We start from the raw sequence: 16,269 nt of genomic DNA, 5'->3' as shown, positions 1-16,269 counted from the left end.
GCGTCCTCAGCCGACGGCTTCGAGGCGCGGTAGGATCCGCGGGCGCGTCTCGCAGGCGGCCCGGTGCATCGCCATCTGGTCGTCGACGAAGGTCGAGAACCGGCTGCGGAACAGCTCGGCCGAGAACATCTCGGCCTGCGCCCAGCAGGCCTCGCGGGTGAAGTGGCTCTCCTGCAGCAGGAAGCGCTGGACGCACTCGGCGATGGCCACGGGCTCGGGCGTGTCGAAGAACCTCCCGGTGCGCTGCGGGCCGCGGGTCTGGACCGTCTCGCGGGCGCCGCCGCGACCGAGCGCGAGGACCGGCGTGCCCTCCGAAGTGGCCTCGACCACGATGATCCCGAAATCCTCCTCGGCCGCGAAGATGAAGGCGCGGGCCGTGGCCATTAGGTGGCGCAGCTCCGCGTCGGGCACGAAGCCGGAGAACGACACGTTCGGCCCCGCGATCTCGCGCAGCCGCGCGGCATCGGGCCCGGTGCCCGCCACCACGAGTTCGAGGTCGGGGAGCAGCGCGAACGCGCGGATCACCGCCTCGACGTTCTTGTACGGCACGAGCCGGCTGGCCACGAGGAAGTGGTTGCCGCGCGGCCCGTCATACCGCTGGCTCGGCAGCGTGATCGGCGGGTGAATGACCTCGGCGGTGCGGCCGTAGACCTTGTGGATGCGGCGGGCGACGAAGGCGGAGTTGGCCACGATCGCGTTGGGACCGGCCGCCGTGCGAAAATCCCAGACGCGCATCCGGTGCAGGATCAGCCGGGCGAGCACGCTCTTCATGCCCGCGTCGCAGCCGCTCTCCCGCAGGTAGGTGTGCTGCATGTCCCAGGCGTAGCGCATGGGCGAGTGGATGTAGGAGACGTGGAGCTGGTCGGGCCCGGTGAGGACGCCCTTCGCCACCGCGTAGCTGCTCGAGATGACGAGATCGTAGGCCGAAAGGTCGAACTGCTCGATCGCGAGCGGCATCAGCGGCAGGTAGTTGCGGTGCCGCGTCCGCGCGAAGGGCATGCGCTGGATGAAGCTCGTATGCGCCTGGGTGTAGCCCAGCCGCGCCCGGTCCGCTTCGGGCAGGAAGTCGAAGAGCGCGAAGACATCCGCGTCCGGGTAGATCCGCAGCAGCTGCTCGAGGACACGCTCGGCGCCACCGACGATGTACAACCAGTCGTGAACGATCGCGACACGCATCAAATCTTCCTCGTCGGTGCGCCGGACGCTGGACCATGCATTCCGTCCCGCCGGTCCCGCCGGTGACAGCGGGCCAAGGCACACACGAGAGGGTAATAGCAGCGTGATCTGTAAAAAAGGGGTCACCGCCGCAGCAACAGTCGAAAATAGGGCCTGTTGAGACGCGAGACGCGGCGTATAAACTTAATCTTTGCCAATAATTAACGTTAAGCGAAGGGTGTTCTCAGACCTGCAATCTTCGGCATGACTCGCCGTGGGTGCCCGCTGCGCCAGGTCGGCACACCTGCGGCGGGGGCCCGGCTGCGCGGCCTACGAAGCGGCCGGAACGGGCAGGGGATCGGGCGAGGGCCGCCGGTCGAGCCGGCGCCGCAGGGCCGCGATCACCGGCGTCTCGACATACCGGAACAGCAACTCGCCGGCGGCGACCGCCGCCGGGAACGCGATCGCGAAGATCAGGGCGGCGCGCGCGAAGCCGGGCGCGACGACGAGCGCCGCGATCTTGGCGGCGCTGTGCAGCAGCAGGTTGTGGACCAGGTAGAAGGAATAGCTGGCATTGCCCTGCGACAGCAGCCAGCGCGACTTCAGGGCGATGCCGCCCCGCTCCAGCAGCAGCATCGCACCGACGATCAGGACGGCCGCTGACCCCCAGATCAGCGGGCGCGCGAAGCCGGACAGCTCGGGGCTGACGCCGAGCGCGTCGGTCACGATCTGGCCGCCGAGGATGAGCAGAAGAGCGGCCGCGACGGCCGCGCACACCACGCGCCGGACCGGGAAGCCCGCGGCCGGCGCCCGGAGCCGCAGGTAGGCGTATCCCAGCCCGATGCCGGCGGCGAACTCGATCAGGATCGGCTTCGTGTAGTACGCCCAGTAGAGATTCGACGCGGGCAGCAATCCGAGCAGGATCAGCGCCAGGAAGATCGCGGCCGCACCGAACGCCCGGAAGGCGGGTCTCGGCACCATGAGCAGCGCCGCGAAGACCACGTAGAAGAACATCTCGTAATTGAGTGTCCAGCCCACGGAGTTGAGCGGCTCGACGAAGCCGCCGCGGGAGAACGGCAGGAACAGCAGGGACTGGACGACGTAATCTGGCCGGATATCCACGATCCCGATGGGCTTCAGGCCCGTCAGCGCGATCAGCGCCAGGGCGAGCGTGACGAGCCAGTAGACCGGGACAACGCGCGACGCGCGGCGGAGCAGGAACTCGCCCGGGCTCTCGCGGCGCCCGCTCGTGCTCACGAACATGATGAACCCGGAGAGCACGAAGAATACGTCGACCCCGCTCGCGCCGAAGGCGAACAGATCCGGCCTCGGCAGCACGGGGCCGATGTAGAGGCCGAAATGCGTGAGGAAGACGAGGTACGAGGCGACGGCGCGCAGGATTTGGAGGTTGTAGATCATCGCGCGCCGGCTGATCGCTGGGCCCGCCCGGGACGGGCGACGTCGCGCCCTTATGGCCGAGATGGCCCCGCCGCGTCACGACGAGTCCGGAAACGTCCTAAATGGCCCGCGTCTCGAATTTAAGATCAGGCGGGGCATTTACACGCATGAGTTGCTAAATGCGCGAAATCTCTGGACGGACGATCACGAAAGCAAGAGCTGGAAAGTGATCGTAAAGGTGGTGCCGCCGAATGTAGGCCGCCGGCCACATCCGGTTCCTGTTTGCACGGCGCGCAACCCTGTGTCGCCCTCTACGGACCGCTATTTACTATTAATCAATAGATAATTTGACGCCGAGCCGATCCGTTCAATAGCGTTGTGATAACTGGAATAAGGAGTTCCGCCTTGAACATCGCTCAAGACATCCGTGAGATTCTCGGGGCGAACGAAGCCTTCGCCGGGAAGGCCGACCAGCTCTCCGAGGATGACAGCCTGTTCGATCTCGGGCTGGACTCGTTCGGTTCCGTCCAGCTGATGCTGGGCCTCGAGGAGCGTTTCAGCATCGAGTTCCCCGACGAGCTCCTGAACCGCAGGTCCTTCTCGTCGATCCGCGCGATCCGCGAGGCCGTCTCCACCCTGATCCAGCAGGAAGCCGCATGAGCACGCTCGCCGCGCGCGCCGAGCGGGCCGCGGCGGTGGCGGCGCACCACGCCGACGCCGTCGACCGCGAAGGCCGCTTTCCCGCGGAGGCCGTGGCCGCGATGAGGGCCGAGCGGCTGCTCGGCCTCCAGATCCCGGGCCAGTTCGGCGGGGAGGGGGCGGGGCTGACGCAGATCGCCGAGCTGTGCAGCACGCTCGGGCAGGCCTGCAGCGCGGCCGCGATGGTCTTCGCGATGCACCACATCAAGGTCTCCAGCCTCGTGACCCACGGCCTCGACAGCCCGTGGCACGGGCGCCTGATGGAGCGCATCGCGCGCGAGCAGCTGCTGGTCGCCTCCTCGACCACGGAGGCGGGCATCGGCGGCGACCTGCGCAACAGCCTCTGTGCCGTGGAGACGACCGGCGAGGTCTTCGCCCTCGGCAAGGACGCGTCGGTGATCTCCTACGGCGCCCACGCCGACCTGATCCTCGCCACGGCCCGGCGCCATCCGGACGCCGCGACGTCCGATCAGGTCCTCGTCGCGCTGATGGCCGACCAGATCTCCCTCGCGCGAACGGGCGACTGGGACACGCTCGGGATGCGCGGGACCTGCAGCGACGGCTTCCGCCTGGAGGCGCGGAACGTCCCGGTCGAGCAGATCCTGCCGAAGCCGTTCGCGGAGATCGCCGCCCAGTCGATGCTGGCCTCCTCGCACCTGCTGTGGAGCAGCGTCTGGTACGGAATCGCGACCTACGCGGTCGACCGCGCCCGCGCCTTCGTGCAGGCCGAGGCGCGGCGCCGGCCCGGGCAGGTCCCGCCGACCGCGACGCGCCTCGCCGAGGTCTCCAGCGCGCATCAGGCCATGCGCGGCACCATCGTGTCGGCCCTGCGCCGCTTCGAGGACGCGCACGGGGACGCCGACACGATCGGCTCCGTCGGCTTCTGCGTGATGCTCAACAACCTGAAGATCACCGTCTCCGACATGGCGGTCGACATCGTCCGGCGGGCGCTCGCGATCGTCGGCCTCGCCGGCTACCGCAACGACACGCCCTTCAGCCTGGGCCGGCCGCTGCGCGACGTCCTCTCCGCGCCGCTGATGATCGGCAACGACCGCATCCTCGCCAACACCGCCAAGCTCCTGCTCGTGCAGAAGGGCAGCGGCCAGCTCATGAGCGCGTGATGGAATCGATCTCCTCTCCCCCCGGCGACGTCGTGCTCGAGGACGAGCTGGCCGGCGGCCCGACCTTCCTCGACCGCCTGTTCGATCACGGCCTGCTCGTCCGGACCGGCGTCGACGGCCTCTACGGCCGCAGCGGCGGCTTCGAGAGCGTCGTCGACGCCCTCGACCGGATGATCACGCGACTCGGGGCCACCGAGGAGGCCGAGGTGCTGCGCTTCCCGCCGGCCATGAGCCGCCCGGCCTTCGAGCGCAGCGGCTACCTGAAGGGCTTCCCGAACCTCGCCGGCACCGTACACAGCTTCTGCGGCGACGCGCGCGGCCATGCCGAGATCCTCGCCTGCCTCGAAGCTGGGACCGACTGGACCGGGCAGCAGGAGGCCACCGACATCGTGCTGACGCCAGCGGCCTGCTACCCGGTCTACCCGGTCGCCGCCGCGCGGGGCGCGCTGCCGGCCGAGGGCCGCCTGTTCGACCTGCAATCCTACTGCTTCCGGCGCGAGCCCTCGCTCGAGCCGACCCGGATGCAGCTGTTCCGGATGCGCGAATACGTGCGCATGGGCAGCCCCGAGCAGGTCTTGGCCTTCCGCGAAGCCTGGCTCGAGCGCGGCACGGCCATGATCCGCGCCCTCGGTCTCCCGCTCGCGATCGACGCGGCCAACGACCCGTTCTTCGGCCGCGCCGGCCGGATGCTCGCCAACAACCAGCGGGCGCAGGGACTGAAGTTCGAGCTGAACGTCCCGGTCAACAGCGTCGACAAGCCGACGGCCTGCCTCAGCTTCAACTATCACCAAGACCATTTCGGCAGCACCTGGGAGCTGCGCCAGGCCGACGGCGGGGTCGCCCACACGGCCTGCGTCGGCTTCGGCCTGGAGCGGATCACGCTGGCGCTCCTGCGCCATCACGGGCTCGATCTCGCCGCGTGGCCGGCCGCCGTGCGCGCCGAGCTGTGGGGCTGAGGCGGTGACCGCCGCGCTGCGCCTGCCGGAGGGTCTCGGAGCCGCGGGACCCTACGTCCCGCACCCGCTCCACGATTCTGGACGCGACTGGCCGGAGACGAACTGCTACGTCGACCTCTGGATCGAGCTCCTGCACGGACGCGGCCTCGTGCCGGAGGCGATGCTGGGCTTCACCGTGAGGCAGGATTTCGAGGGCGACCAGTTCGCCTTCTTCAAACCGCCGACCGGCGATATCGAGCGCCTCTACGGTCTGGAGGTGCTGGAACTCGCGGTCTACGGCGGCCTCGAGAACCACGCCGTGATCCAGGCCGCGGCCGGCCGGCCGGTGCTGGTCGAGGTCGACGCGATCTACCTGCCGGACACCCAGGGGACCACCTACGGACGCGAGCACGGCAAGACCACGATCGGGATCTTGGCCCTCGATCCGGCCGCGCAGGAGCTCGATTACCTGCACAATGCGGGTCGCTTCCGCCTCGCCGGGAAGGATTACGCCGGGATCTTCGGGCCGGCGACGCTGCCGCCCTACGCCGAGTTCGTGAAGACCGTCGCACCGTCGCTCGGCCCGGCGGATCTGCCGGCGGTCGCGCGCGAACTGCTCGTCCGGCATCGCGCCCGGGCGCCCCGGCGCAACCCCGTCCTGGCGTTCCGCGACACCCTCGCGGCGATGGCCGCGGAGCTGGTCGTCCGGCCGCTCAGCGTGTTCCACGCCTACGCCTTCAACACGACGCGCCAGCTCGGCGGCAACTTCGAGATGCTCGCCAGCCATCTCACGTGGCTCGAGGCCCGGGAGGCCGGCGGATTCGGGCCAGCCGCCGCGGCCGCCGCGGACCTGAGCCGCGAGGCCAAAGCCTTTCAGTTCCAGCTCGCCCGCGCGTTCCATCGCCGCTCGGCCGAGGGCCTGGCGCCGCGCCTCGACCGCCTCGCGGCGACCTACGACCGCGTCTTCGCGGATCTCGACCGCGCGCTGGACCGCTGAGAGGCGTCGTGGCCCGCATCCGCAGCGTCGACGACCGCGCGCCGGAGGTCCGGTTCGGGCCCTGGCGGCTCGCCGCGACGCCGGCGGGCGCCTGCGCGGGTCCCGGCGATCTGGACGGGGTCACCGACTGGATCGTCGCCGAGGTTCCGGGCACCGCCGCCGGCGCCCTTCGAGCCGCCGGACGCTGGAGCGAGGCGGCGCCGGAGCCGATCCACGACCGCGACGTCTGGTATCGGACACGCATTACCGGTTCCGGGCCTGCCCGGCTGCGCTTCGGGGGCCTCGCCACCCTCGCCGAGGTCTGGCTCGACGGCGTCCCGGTCCTGTGCGCCCGCGCGATGTTCGAGGAGCACGTCGTCGACGTGGACCTTGGCGGCGCCTCCGACCTCGCGCTGTGCTTCCGCGCGCTTCGGGCGGAACTCGACCGCCCGGCCAAGCGCGGGCGCTGGCGGCCGCGGATGATCACGCCCGGGTCGCTGCGCCACGTGCGCACCAGCGTCCTCGGCTTCATGCCGGGCTGGTGTCCCGAGATCGACCTTGTCGGGCCCTACCGCCCGATAACCGTCGAGAAGGTCCGCCCCCGCGCGAGCGCCGCGGATGTGCGTACGACCCTCGACGGCGACGTCGGCCGGGTGGCCGTGCGGCTGCGGATCGATGGTCCGGTCGGCACCGTCCTCCTCCGGTGCGGCGGCGGCGAAGCCCCACTCACGGAGGTCGAGCCGGGCCTGTTCGCGGGCGCGCTGGCGCTGCCCGGCATCGCGCCCTGGTGGCCGCATACCCACGGCGCACCGAACCTTCACCCGGTCGAAGTCCGCGTCGACGGGGCGCAAATCGACCTGGGCCGCGTCGGCTTCCGGACCCTGTCGCTCACGCGGCCGTTCGCGGAGGGGCTCGCGCTGGCCGTGAACGGCGCGCCGCTCTTCTGCCGGGGCGCCGTCTGGACGCCGCCGGACCTCGTCAGGCTGGGCTCGGACGGCACCCGCGCATTGCTCGAGCTGGCGCGCGAGGCCGGCATGAACATGCTGCGCGTGCCCGGGACGACGCTCTATCCGGCCCCGGATTTCTACGATCTCTGCGACGAGTTCGGCATCCTGGTCTGGCAGGACCTGATGCTCGCCAACTTCGACTACCCGCACGCCGAACCGGCCTTCGCGGCCGCGCTCGACCGCGAATTGACCGGATTCCTCGACCGCACGCAGACCGCGCCGTCGCTCTGCGTGGTCTGCGGCGGCAGCGAGGTCTGGCAGCAGGCGGCGATGCTCGGTGCGCCGCGCGCCATCTGGGCCGACGCCTACTGCGCGGAGACGCTGGCGGAGCGGGTGGCAGCGTGGCGGCCCGATCTCGTCGTCGTGCCGAACTCGCCCTCCGGCGGCGACCTGCCGTTCTCGCCGCGCGGGGGTTGCACGCACTATTTCGGCGTCGGCGCCTATCGACGGCCCCTGGAAGATGCCCGCCGGGCCGAGGTCGGCTTCGCCAGCGAGTGCCTCGCCTTCGCCAACCCGCCCGAACCCGGCACGCCGGACCCGACCGGACCGGCCGACCCGCTCTGGCAGGCCGGCATCCCGCAGGACCGCGGCGCCGATTGGGACTTCGAGACGGTGCGCGACCACTACGTCGGCGCGCTCTACGGCGTCGATCCGGCGACCCTGCGCGCCGAGGACCCGGACCGCTACCTCGAGCTCGGCCGCGCGGCGGTGGCCGAGGTCATGGAGGCGACTTTCTCCGAGTGGCGCCGGCCGCGCTCGCCGACGGCCGGCGGCCTCGTCCTGATGATGCGCGACCTCGCGCCCGGAGCCGGCTGGGGCGTGATCGACTGGACGCAGCGCCCCAAATCGGCCTGGTACGCGCTGAGGCGCGCCTTCCGCCCGGTCCAAGTCCTCCTGACCGATGAGGGCCTCGACGGCCTCCATGTCCACGTCCTCAACGAGACGGCGACGGCCCGGGCGCTGACGCTGTCCCTGATCTTCTGCGCTGTGGCGGGCCGCGTCGCGGCGCGCGCCGAGCGCGATCTCGTGGCCGGCCCGCGGGCGGCGCTCACGTTCACCTCCGCGACCCTTCTCGGGCGCTTCTTCGACGCCACCGACAGCTACCGATTCGGGCCCCGGATCCACGATCTCGCGCACGCGCGGCTGACCGACGCCGACGGGCGCGTGATCGCCGAGAGCTTCCACGTCCTGAGCGCGGGGCCGCTCGACCGGTCGGCCGTCGGCCTCCGGGCCGAAGCTGTCGCGACCGAGTCGGGGCCGGGTCTGCGGATCAGCACCGAGCGCTTCGCCCGCGGCGTCCAGGTGCTGGCCCCGGGGGCACGGCCGACCGACAGCGGCTTCCACCTCGCCCCGGGGTCGAGCCGGATCATCACCTTCGCGGAGGCCGCCCGGCTCCCGCGCGGGCGCGTGCGGGCCATCAACAGCGAAGAGATCGTGGAATTCGGTCATGACGGGTGAAGTCGGGTCCGAGGCCGCGGTGTCGGTGCCGGTGACCTTCGACGGGCTGTTCGGGTGGCTTCATCCGGCGGCCGGGACGCGGGGCGTCGTCCTCTGTGGGGCCTACGGCTTCGAGCAGATGGCCGCGCATCGGCCCTGGCGCTCCCTGGCCGAGGGCCTCGCCGCGGCGGGCTGCCCGACGCTGCGCTTCGACTATCCGGGCGAGGGCAACTCGGCCGATCTGGACGAGGCGCGGGTCGCTGGCTGCGTCGCTGCGGTGCGTGGGGCCATCGCGTACTTGCGCGCGACGACCGGCGTCGCGGAGATCGTCGTCGTCGGCCTGCGGCTCGGCGCGACCTTCGCGGCTCTGGCCGGCGAGGGGGAGGCCGTCGACCGCCTCGTCCTGCTGGCGCCGGTCACGACCGGGCGCGCGTATCTGCGCGAGATGCGGCTGCGGGCACAGACGATCGGCCGCCTGCCGGACGGGTCCGCCCCGGCGCAGGACCCGGACAGCCTCACCGTGGGCGGCTTCCGGATGGAGGCGGCGTTCCTCACCGATCTCGCCGACCTGAACCTCGCGCGGCTCGCGCGGGCGCCGGCCCGCCACGCGCTGCTCCTCGCACCCGAGACCAAGGCGCTGGCCGCGCACCTCGGCGCTCTCGGCTGCGACGTGGCGACGGGAGCGTTCCCGGGTCTCGCGGCGCTCGTCGCCGATCCGATCTTCTCGGATGTCCCGACCGCGGATTTCGCCCGCGTCATCGGCTTCGCGACCGACGGGATTGCGGCCGCCAGGCCGCGACCCGGCGGCATCGCCATCGACGGGCGCCGGAACGAGCTGACCGGACCGGGCTGGGCGGAGGCGCCGGTCCGCTTCGGGCTCGGCCTGATCGGCATCCGCTGCCGGCCCGACCGGGCGGAGAGCGCGGCGCCGACGATCCTGTTCGTCTCGACGGGCATGAGCGTGCATTCCGGATGGGGGCGCCAGACCACGGATCTCGCCCGGCGCCTCGCCGCGGAGGGGATCGCGTCGGTCCGGTTCGACCTGCGCGGCATCGGCGACAGCGACGAGCGGCCGGACGGCCGCAAGCCCCTCTTCGCCGCGGACGGCTTCGCCGACGTCACGGCGGCGGTCGACCTGATCGCCGGCGCGGGCGGCCCGATCCTGCTGGTGGGCGGGTGCAGCGGCGCCTACGCGGCCTTCCACGCGCTCTGCCGGGACCGCCGGATCGACGGCGCGCTCCTGCTCAACCTCTACTGCTTCGACTGGGACCCGGATCAGGACCTCGACCAGGTCATCCGGCAGACCTTCGGGAGCGCGTCCACCTACGCGGCCCTGCTCAAGCGGGGCGCGACCTGGCGCCGGCTGATCCGCGGCGAGATCCGGATCGCCGCCATCGCCTCGGTCCTCGCCCGGCGCGGCATCGAGGCCGGGATCCGCCGCCTGCGCCGGGCTCTCCGCCCCGGTCCGCTCGGGGGCTCGCCCGCCCGGCGGGTCGCGGCCCTCCGTCGGCGGGGCGCGGAGATCCGCCTGCTCTACAGCGCGGGCGATCCGGGCCTCGCGGCCGTCCGCCGCCATCTGGGACGCTCGCCCGGACCGGCCGACCGCCGTGTCGGAGCGCCCGTGACGGTGGTACCGGGCGTGGACCACAATTTCGGTTCCCGCGAGGCCCAGGCCCGGGTCGCGGAGGCGCTGCAGGACCTCCTGCGCGCCGTCCGCCGCGCCCACGCGACGCGCACCGTCGCGGCGAAGGCCGCCGCGCCGGGAAGCGGTCTCACCCTGGCGGGCCGGACGTGACCCGTCTCACGCGCCGGTCGGCCCTCGCCCTGGCAGCGGGCGCCCTCGCGGCCGGGCGGGTCGCCGCGGCCGAGCCGCTGCACCGCTGCGAGGCGCTGATCGACTCGATCGGCGTCAACGTGCATCTCGGCCATCGCGGCACCCCCTACGTCGACCGCTTCGCCGCTTGCGCCCAGGCGCTCGACGAACTCGGGATCCGGCACCTGCGCGACGACATCGTGCTCGTCGGCGACGAGCCGGCCGGGCAGTTCGAGCGCATCGCCGATCTGGCCGACCGGGGCTACCGTTTCAGCCTGATCTTCTACGACGGGCTCACGCCGGGGCCGCGGGTGCCGCCGGAGCGCTTCGCCGAGATCGCCGGCTGGGCCGGCGACGGGCTCATCGTGGCGGAGGGCGGCAACGAGCCGCCGGTCGCGGCGCGGCCGGGCCTCGCGCGGCTCTCGGCCGATCATCAGGCGGCCCTGTTCCGCGCGGTGCGGGCGGACACGCGGGCCGAGGCCGTCCGCGTGGCCGGACCGAGCTACATCCAGGGTAACGTCGCGGCGGCGCAGAACCTCGCGGCGGTCGTCGACCTCGCCAACATCCACGCCTATCCCGGGGCCGAGCACCCGGAAACCGACGGCGGCGGCAGCCTCGCGCGCTTCGTCGCGGCCGCGCGCCCGGTCTTCGGCGACGCGCCCGTGATCGCGACCGAGAACGGCTACCACACGGCACTCGCCACCGGCAGCGCCCATCTGCCGATCTCGCCGGGCCTGCGCGCCCGCTACCTCCCGCGGATGCTGCTCTGGAGCTACCTCCAGGGCGTGCGGCGGACCTACCTGTACGAGCTGATCTCCAGCTTCGACCGCGGCGACGCCGATCCCGAGAGCCGCTTCGGCCTTCTCGCCCACGACGGTCGCCCCACACCCGCCTTCGCGGCGGTGCGCAACCTCGTCCGGCTGTTCGGCGCCCCCGCCGGGGAGATCGCCGCCGTTCCGGCCGATCGCGACGTCACGCTCGGCAGCCCCGTTCCCGATCTCATCACCGCGCGGTTCGCGCGGCGAGACGGGGCGACGCTCGTCCCGATCTGGCTCGGCCTCGACGGCTGGGACCGGCGTAGCCGGGCACCCCGGCCGGACTTGCCGGCGCGGACCGCCGAGCTCCGGCTGTCACGGCAGCCCCGGCGGGTGCGCCTCCATCGCTTCGACGACGACGGCGCCGTGAGCGTGGTGGAGCTTCCCGCGGACAGGCGGGTGCCGGTCCCGGTCACGGACCGCCTCGGCGTCGTCGAGCTCACCTAGGGTCGCCGCCGACGGAGTCGTTCCGTGACGCGCCCGATCTCCGACCCTCGCGGAGGCCTGATCCATGCTGAGCTACCTGGGTGACACGATCGTCGGCCTGACCCTCGCGGTCCTGAACGCGCTGGCGCCGCTCGAAGTCCACGTGGACAAGGGCGTCCCCTATGCCGACGGGAGCGCGCACCGCGCCGACATCTACCGGCCAGCCGCCGGGAAGCCGCGTCCGGTCGCCGTGTTCCTGTACGGCGGCGGGTGGCGGACCGGATCGAAGGACGAGGTTGCCTACGTGGGCGCGGCCTTCGCGCGGCGGGGCGTCGTCGCGGTCATCCCCGAGTACCGCCACGTGCCGGCGGCGAGCCTCCAGGACATCCTCGCGGACAACGCCGCCGCCGTCGCCTGGACCCTCGCGCACGCGGCCGAGTACGGCGGCGATCCCGCCCGCGTCACCGTCGTGGGGCATTCCTCGGGGGCCTGGGCCGCCGCGATGCTGGGCCTCGACGCGACTTGGCTCCAGCGGGCCGGCTCCAGTCCCGCCAAGCTCGCCGGGATCGTCGGGCTGGCCGGACCCTACGCGACTTCGGCGCTGACCGATCCGCTGGATCGCCAGGTGTTCGCGGGCAGCGATCCGGCCCTGCAGCCGATCAACCACGCCGCGGATCCCCATCCGGCGATGCTGCTGGCCACCGGCGCGGCGGATCTCGACGTAAACCCCGCCGGAACCCTGTCGCTCGACCGGGCGCTGCGCGGCTTCGACGGCAGGGAGACGATGAAGATCTACCCGGGTCTCGGGCACGGGCAGATCGTCCACGCGATGAGCTTCCCGTTCAGTCTCCGGTACTCGGTCGCGGACGACGTCGCACGTTTCGTCAAGGGCGCCCGTGCCGGCCCGTGAGGCCGAGCGCGCGAGGGCAGGGACCGGCGCGGCGCGCCGATCCCTGCGTCCCCATTCGACGGGCCGCGGGTCTCAGTGATAGCCCGTCGCGCCCGCCGCGACCTTGCCGCGGAACAGCCAGTAGACGTAGCCGGTGTAAGCCAGGATCATCGGGACCAGGATCACCGCGCCGGCCAGAAGGAACGCCTGGCTGCTCGGGTGGGTCGCCGCGTCCCAGATCGTGACCACCGGCGGGACGATCATCGGCCACAGGCTGATGCCGAGCCCGACATACGACATGAGGAACAGGCCCAGGGCGCAGAGGAACGGCGTCACTTCGGCCCGCCGATCGAGCGCGACGAAGAAGCGCCACGCCAGCAGCGCGACGAGCGCCGACACCGGCGCGGCCAGGGCGAGATTCGGCCAGGACAACCACCGCGCGCGGAACGCGTCGCTGAGGATCGGCATCGCCGCCGAGACGACCACGATGGCCGCCAGCGTGACGAGGCCGAGCCGGCGCGCGAGCCGGTAGGCCCGGAGCTGGAGCTCGCTCTCCGTCTTCCAGATCAGCCAGCAGGCGCCGAGCAGACCGTAGCCGGCGACCAGGGCGGCCCCGGTCAGCACCGAGAACGGCGTCAGCCTGTCCCACCAGCCGCCCGCGTAGGTGCGACCCTCGACCCGGATGCCCTGGACCAGGGCCCCGAGGCAGATGCCCTGGCAGAAAGTCGCCACGTAGCTGCCCCACGAGAAGGACCGGTCCCAGGTCCGCTGGCTCGCGGGCGAGGCCGCGCGGAATCGCATCTCGAAGGCGACGCCGCGGAAGACCAGCGCGAGGAGCATCAGAATCAGCGGCATGTAGAGCGCCGGCAGGATCGTGGCGTAGGCCAGCGGGAACACCGCGAACAGCCCGCCGCCGCCGAGGATGAGCCAGGTCTCGTTCCCGTCCCAGACCGGCGCCACGGTGTTGACCATGACGTCCCGGTCCGCCTTGCCGCGCACCGCCGGGAACAGGATGCCGACCCCGAGGTCGAAGCCGTCCATCACCACGTAGAGGAAGACCGCCGTGGCGATGAGGAGCGCCCAGATGAGCGTGAGATCGAGGGGCATCGGGCTACTCCGCGGGCTGCGCGAGGGGGCGGCCGGCAGTCGAAGCGCCGGCGACGAGGGCGGGGGCGGGCGTGATGCCGGCGGTGCGGATCGGCTGTCCGGGCGGCGGGCCGGGCTCGTGGGCGTGCGGCGCCTGATTGAACAGGTGCAGGAGGTACCAGATGCCCGCGCCGAACACCGCGAGGTAGACCGCCGCGAAGGCCGCCAGCGAGGCGGCTACGGCCGGGGCCGCCACCGGTGACACGCTGTCGACGGTGCGCAGCGCGCCGTAGACGGTGAAGGGCTGACGCCCCGCCTCGGTCACCGTCCAGCCGGCCGTGACGGCGATCAGGCCGGACGGCCCCATGCCGACCGCGAAGCGGTGCAGCCAGGGCGTGTCGTAGAGCCGCCCGCGGTGGCGCAGCCAGAGCGCGGCGAGACCGAGGGCGATCATCAGCAGGCCGAGGCCGACCATGATCCGGAACGACCAGAACACCAGGGGGAGGTTGGTCGGCCAGAGGTCGCGCGGCATGTCGTTGAGCCCGCGGACCTCACCATCGAGATCGTGGGTCAGGTAGAGGCTGGCGAGGCCGGGAATCTCGATCCGGCCCCGCACCGCGCCCGCCTCCGCGTCCGGCCACCCGAACAGGATCGCGGGGGCCCGGCGCTCCGTCCGGAAATGACCCTCCATGGCAGCGACCTTGGCGGGCTGGTGCGCGTAGGAATTGCCGCCGTGCAGGTCGCCGATCATCAACTGGGCCGGAGCTACAGCGGCGGCCAATTACATGGCCATCGAGAACATCAGCCGGGCCCGGGGATTGGCCCGGTCCCGCAGCAGGTGCCACGCGCCCACGGCGCCGACGATCATCGCGGTGGTGAGGTAGGCGCCGGTGACCGTGTGGGCGAAGCGGTAGGGGAAGGACGGGTTGAAGACGATCGCCCACCAGTCGGCCGGGTTGAAGCGGCCGTCCGGCGCGACGACGTGGCCGGTGGGCGTCTGCATCCAGGAATTGGCCGACAGGATCCAGAACGCGGAGGTCAGGGTGCCGACGGCGACGAGGCAGGTCGCTAGGAAGTGGAGCCCTTTGCCGACCCGCTCCAGGCCGAACAGCATGACGCCGAGGAAGCCCGCCTCCAGGAAGAAGGCCGTGAGCACCTCGTAGCCGAGAAGTGGCCCGAGCACCGGCGCGGTCCGGTCGGCGAAGACCGACCAGTTCGTGCCGAACTGGTAGCTCATGACCAGGCCGGACACGACGCCCATCGCGAAGGCGACCGCGAAGATGCGGAGCCAGTAGCGGTAGGTGTCCAGATAGACGGCCTTCCCGGTGCGCAGCCAGAAGCCTTCGAGCACGGCGAGGTAGCTCGCGAGCCCGATGGTGAAGGCCGGGAACAGGAAGTGCCAGACGACGGTGAGCGCGAATTGGGCTCGCGCGAGATTGACTGCACTCGGCAGTTCGAGGGCGGACATCGCGGTCTCCAGGGGACGAACACGGCAGCTCTGCCGTGGCCCGGATCGCGACGCGTTGATTTAGCTCAAGGCCGGTGCCGTGAATCTGAGGGCGTCGGCGCGATTGCGCTGGATCAAGGCCCTCGCCCGCGCGTCGGGCGAGACTTTGGCGCGGGGGCCGGTCACGGCTCGCGAGGAGATCGCCATGTCCTACGCCAACATCCTGGTATCCGTGGATTTCGCCGAGTCGACGCCCGAGCGTGTCCGTCTTGCTGCCGCGCTGGCAGGTCGCTTCGATGCGAGGCTCACCGGCGCCGCGGCCGCCGAGGTGCCGGCACCGCTCTTCGCCCACGACATCCGCGACGCGCAGGCCCAGTACGAGCGCGCGAAGGCGAAGATCCTGCATGAAGTCGAGCGCGCGGAGGCCGTCTTCGCCCGCTGCGCCGGCGCGGCACCCCGCACCGCGTGGCGGGGCGGCACGGACCGGCCCTTCGCCCATCTCGTCGAGAGTGGCCGCGCCGCCGACCTGATCGTGGTGGGCGGCGCCGCCGCGACCGAGATCGATCCGAGCCCGTTCGGCGTGGCGGTCGTGCCCGTCCTGATGGAGGCGGGGCGTCCCGTCCTCGTTGTCCCACAGCAGAACGTCGGGGAGCCGGGCCACCGCATCGTGGTGGCCTGGAAGGATACACCGGAGGCGCGGCGGGCGGTGTCGGGCGCCCTGCCGTTCCTGCGCTCCGCCGATGAGGTCTTCATCGTCACGACCGGTCAAGGGGCCCGCCTCGAGGGGGCTGAGGAGGTCGCGGTTCATCTCAGGCTCCACGGCGCGGCGGTCACGACCCATCTGCTGACCACGGCGGTGTCCGACGGGGAGGAGATCCTGCGGTTCGCGCGCGAGCGGCAGGCCGACCTGATCGTCATGGGTGCCTACGGCCACTCGCGCCTCCGGGAATGGGCCTTCGGCGGCGCAACCCGCGACATCCTGCAGGCGAGCACCCTCTGCTGCCTCATGGCGCACTGACGGGCCGAACCGGCGCCGGGACGACTGGCGTCTGCCCGCCGGCGCGG

Annotated in this window: 12 protein-coding genes and 1 pseudogene; 9 read left to right on the top strand and 4 right to left on the bottom strand. The window is 71.9% G+C overall.

Going from position 1 to position 16,269, the window contains the following annotated elements; genetic code table 11:
• Window positions 1–6 precede the first annotated feature (6 nt).
• Window positions 7–1,176 carry a glycosyltransferase gene (locus ASG32_RS01555; protein ID WP_056521740.1) on the bottom strand — a complete coding sequence of 390 codons (1,170 nt, stop codon included), beginning with the start codon at window positions 1,174–1,176 and terminating at the stop codon, window positions 7–9.
• 309 nt (window positions 1,177–1,485) lie between these two features.
• Window positions 1,486–2,574 carry an acyltransferase gene (locus tag ASG32_RS01550; protein ID WP_056521737.1) on the bottom strand — a complete coding sequence of 363 codons (1,089 nt, stop codon included), beginning with the start codon at window positions 2,572–2,574 and terminating at the stop codon, window positions 1,486–1,488.
• 390 nt (window positions 2,575–2,964) lie between these two features.
• Here ASG32_RS01550 and ASG32_RS01545 point away from each other — a divergent pair, with 390 nt between their 5' ends.
• The 8 genes from ASG32_RS01545 to ASG32_RS01510 all read left to right on the top strand — a co-directional run bounded on the left by ASG32_RS01545 (window position 2,965) and on the right by ASG32_RS01510 (window position 12,692).
• The gene (locus ASG32_RS01545) at window positions 2,965–3,213 is read left to right on the top strand and encodes an acyl carrier protein (protein WP_199866069.1); all 249 of its coding nucleotides are present in this window, start codon (window positions 2,965–2,967) and stop codon (window positions 3,211–3,213) included.
• Window positions 3,210–4,373: an acyl-CoA dehydrogenase family protein gene (locus ASG32_RS01540; RefSeq protein WP_056521729.1), complete on the top strand. Its 1,164-nt coding sequence runs from the start codon at window positions 3,210–3,212 to the stop codon at window positions 4,371–4,373. Before ASG32_RS01545 ends, ASG32_RS01540 begins: the two co-directional genes overlap by 4 nt.
• The gene (locus tag ASG32_RS01535) at window positions 4,373–5,329 is read left to right on the top strand and encodes an amino acid--[acyl-carrier-protein] ligase (protein WP_244491762.1); all 957 of its coding nucleotides are present in this window, start codon (window positions 4,373–4,375) and stop codon (window positions 5,327–5,329) included. The genes ASG32_RS01540 and ASG32_RS01535 overlap by 1 nt, the downstream gene beginning before the upstream one ends.
• A gap of 4 nt (window positions 5,330–5,333) precedes the next feature.
• On the top strand, window positions 5,334–6,305 hold the full coding sequence (locus ASG32_RS01530) for a DUF1839 family protein (protein WP_056521726.1): 972 nt from the start codon (window positions 5,334–5,336) through the stop codon (window positions 6,303–6,305).
• An 8-nt stretch (window positions 6,306–6,313) separates the two neighbouring features.
• Window positions 6,314–8,749, top strand: a complete 2,436-nt coding sequence (locus ASG32_RS01525) for a hypothetical protein (RefSeq protein ID WP_056521722.1) — start codon at window positions 6,314–6,316, stop codon at window positions 8,747–8,749.
• Window positions 8,739–10,523 carry an alpha/beta fold hydrolase gene (locus ASG32_RS01520; protein ID WP_056521720.1) on the top strand — a complete coding sequence of 595 codons (1,785 nt, stop codon included), beginning with the start codon at window positions 8,739–8,741 and terminating at the stop codon, window positions 10,521–10,523. Before ASG32_RS01525 ends, ASG32_RS01520 begins: the two co-directional genes overlap by 11 nt.
• A complete protein-coding gene (locus tag ASG32_RS01515) occupies window positions 10,520–11,803 on the top strand; it encodes a hypothetical protein (RefSeq protein ID WP_056521717.1) in 1,284 nt (427 codons plus the stop codon). Before ASG32_RS01520 ends, ASG32_RS01515 begins: the two co-directional genes overlap by 4 nt.
• Window positions 11,804–11,867: 64 nt before the next feature.
• Window positions 11,868–12,692 carry an alpha/beta hydrolase gene (locus ASG32_RS01510; protein ID WP_056521714.1) on the top strand — a complete coding sequence of 275 codons (825 nt, stop codon included), beginning with the start codon at window positions 11,868–11,870 and terminating at the stop codon, window positions 12,690–12,692.
• 72 nt (window positions 12,693–12,764) lie between these two features.
• Here the strand turns inward: ASG32_RS01510 and cydB are convergent, their stop codons facing one another.
• On the bottom strand, window positions 12,765–13,778 hold the full coding sequence (cydB, locus tag ASG32_RS01505) for a cytochrome d ubiquinol oxidase subunit II (RefSeq protein ID WP_056521711.1): 1,014 nt from the start codon (window positions 13,776–13,778) through the stop codon (window positions 12,765–12,767).
• Window positions 13,779–13,782: 4 nt separating this feature from the next.
• Window positions 13,783–15,225, bottom strand: a pseudogene (locus ASG32_RS01500) (cytochrome ubiquinol oxidase subunit I).
• 184 nt (window positions 15,226–15,409) lie between these two features.
• On the opposite strand from ASG32_RS01500, the gene ASG32_RS01495 reads away from it, so the two are divergent.
• On the top strand, window positions 15,410–16,222 hold the full coding sequence (locus ASG32_RS01495) for a universal stress protein (RefSeq protein WP_056522259.1): 813 nt from the start codon (window positions 15,410–15,412) through the stop codon (window positions 16,220–16,222).
• Window positions 16,223–16,269 lie beyond the last annotated feature (47 nt).

The organism is Methylobacterium sp. Leaf361 (genome assembly GCF_001424445.1).
In the GTDB taxonomy this organism is placed as follows: domain Bacteria; phylum Pseudomonadota; class Alphaproteobacteria; order Rhizobiales; family Beijerinckiaceae; genus Methylobacterium.
This window is presented reverse-complemented; position numbering and strand designations above follow the sequence as displayed.

Bases quoted from the DNA above. Each gene is read 5' to 3' on its own strand.
- ASG32_RS01555 (WP_056521740.1), bottom strand. From the start codon at position 1,176: ATGCGTGTCGCGATCGTTCACGACTGGTTGTACATCGTCGGTGGCGCC.
- ASG32_RS01550 (WP_056521737.1), bottom strand. From the start codon at position 2,574: ATGATCTACAACCTCCAAATCCTGCGCGCCGTCGCCTCGTACCTCGTC.
- ASG32_RS01540 (WP_056521729.1), top strand. From the start codon at position 3,210: ATGAGCACGCTCGCCGCGCGCGCCGAGCGGGCCGCGGCGGTGGCGGCG.
- ASG32_RS01535 (WP_244491762.1), top strand. From the start codon at position 4,373: ATGGAATCGATCTCCTCTCCCCCCGGCGACGTCGTGCTCGAGGACGAG.
- ASG32_RS01520 (WP_056521720.1), top strand. From the start codon at position 8,739: ATGACGGGTGAAGTCGGGTCCGAGGCCGCGGTGTCGGTGCCGGTGACC.
- ASG32_RS01510 (WP_056521714.1), top strand. From the start codon at position 11,868: ATGCTGAGCTACCTGGGTGACACGATCGTCGGCCTGACCCTCGCGGTC.
- cydB (WP_056521711.1), bottom strand. From the start codon at position 13,778: ATGCCCCTCGATCTCACGCTCATCTGGGCGCTCCTCATCGCCACGGCG.
- ASG32_RS01495 (WP_056522259.1), top strand. From the start codon at position 15,410: ATGTCCTACGCCAACATCCTGGTATCCGTGGATTTCGCCGAGTCGACG.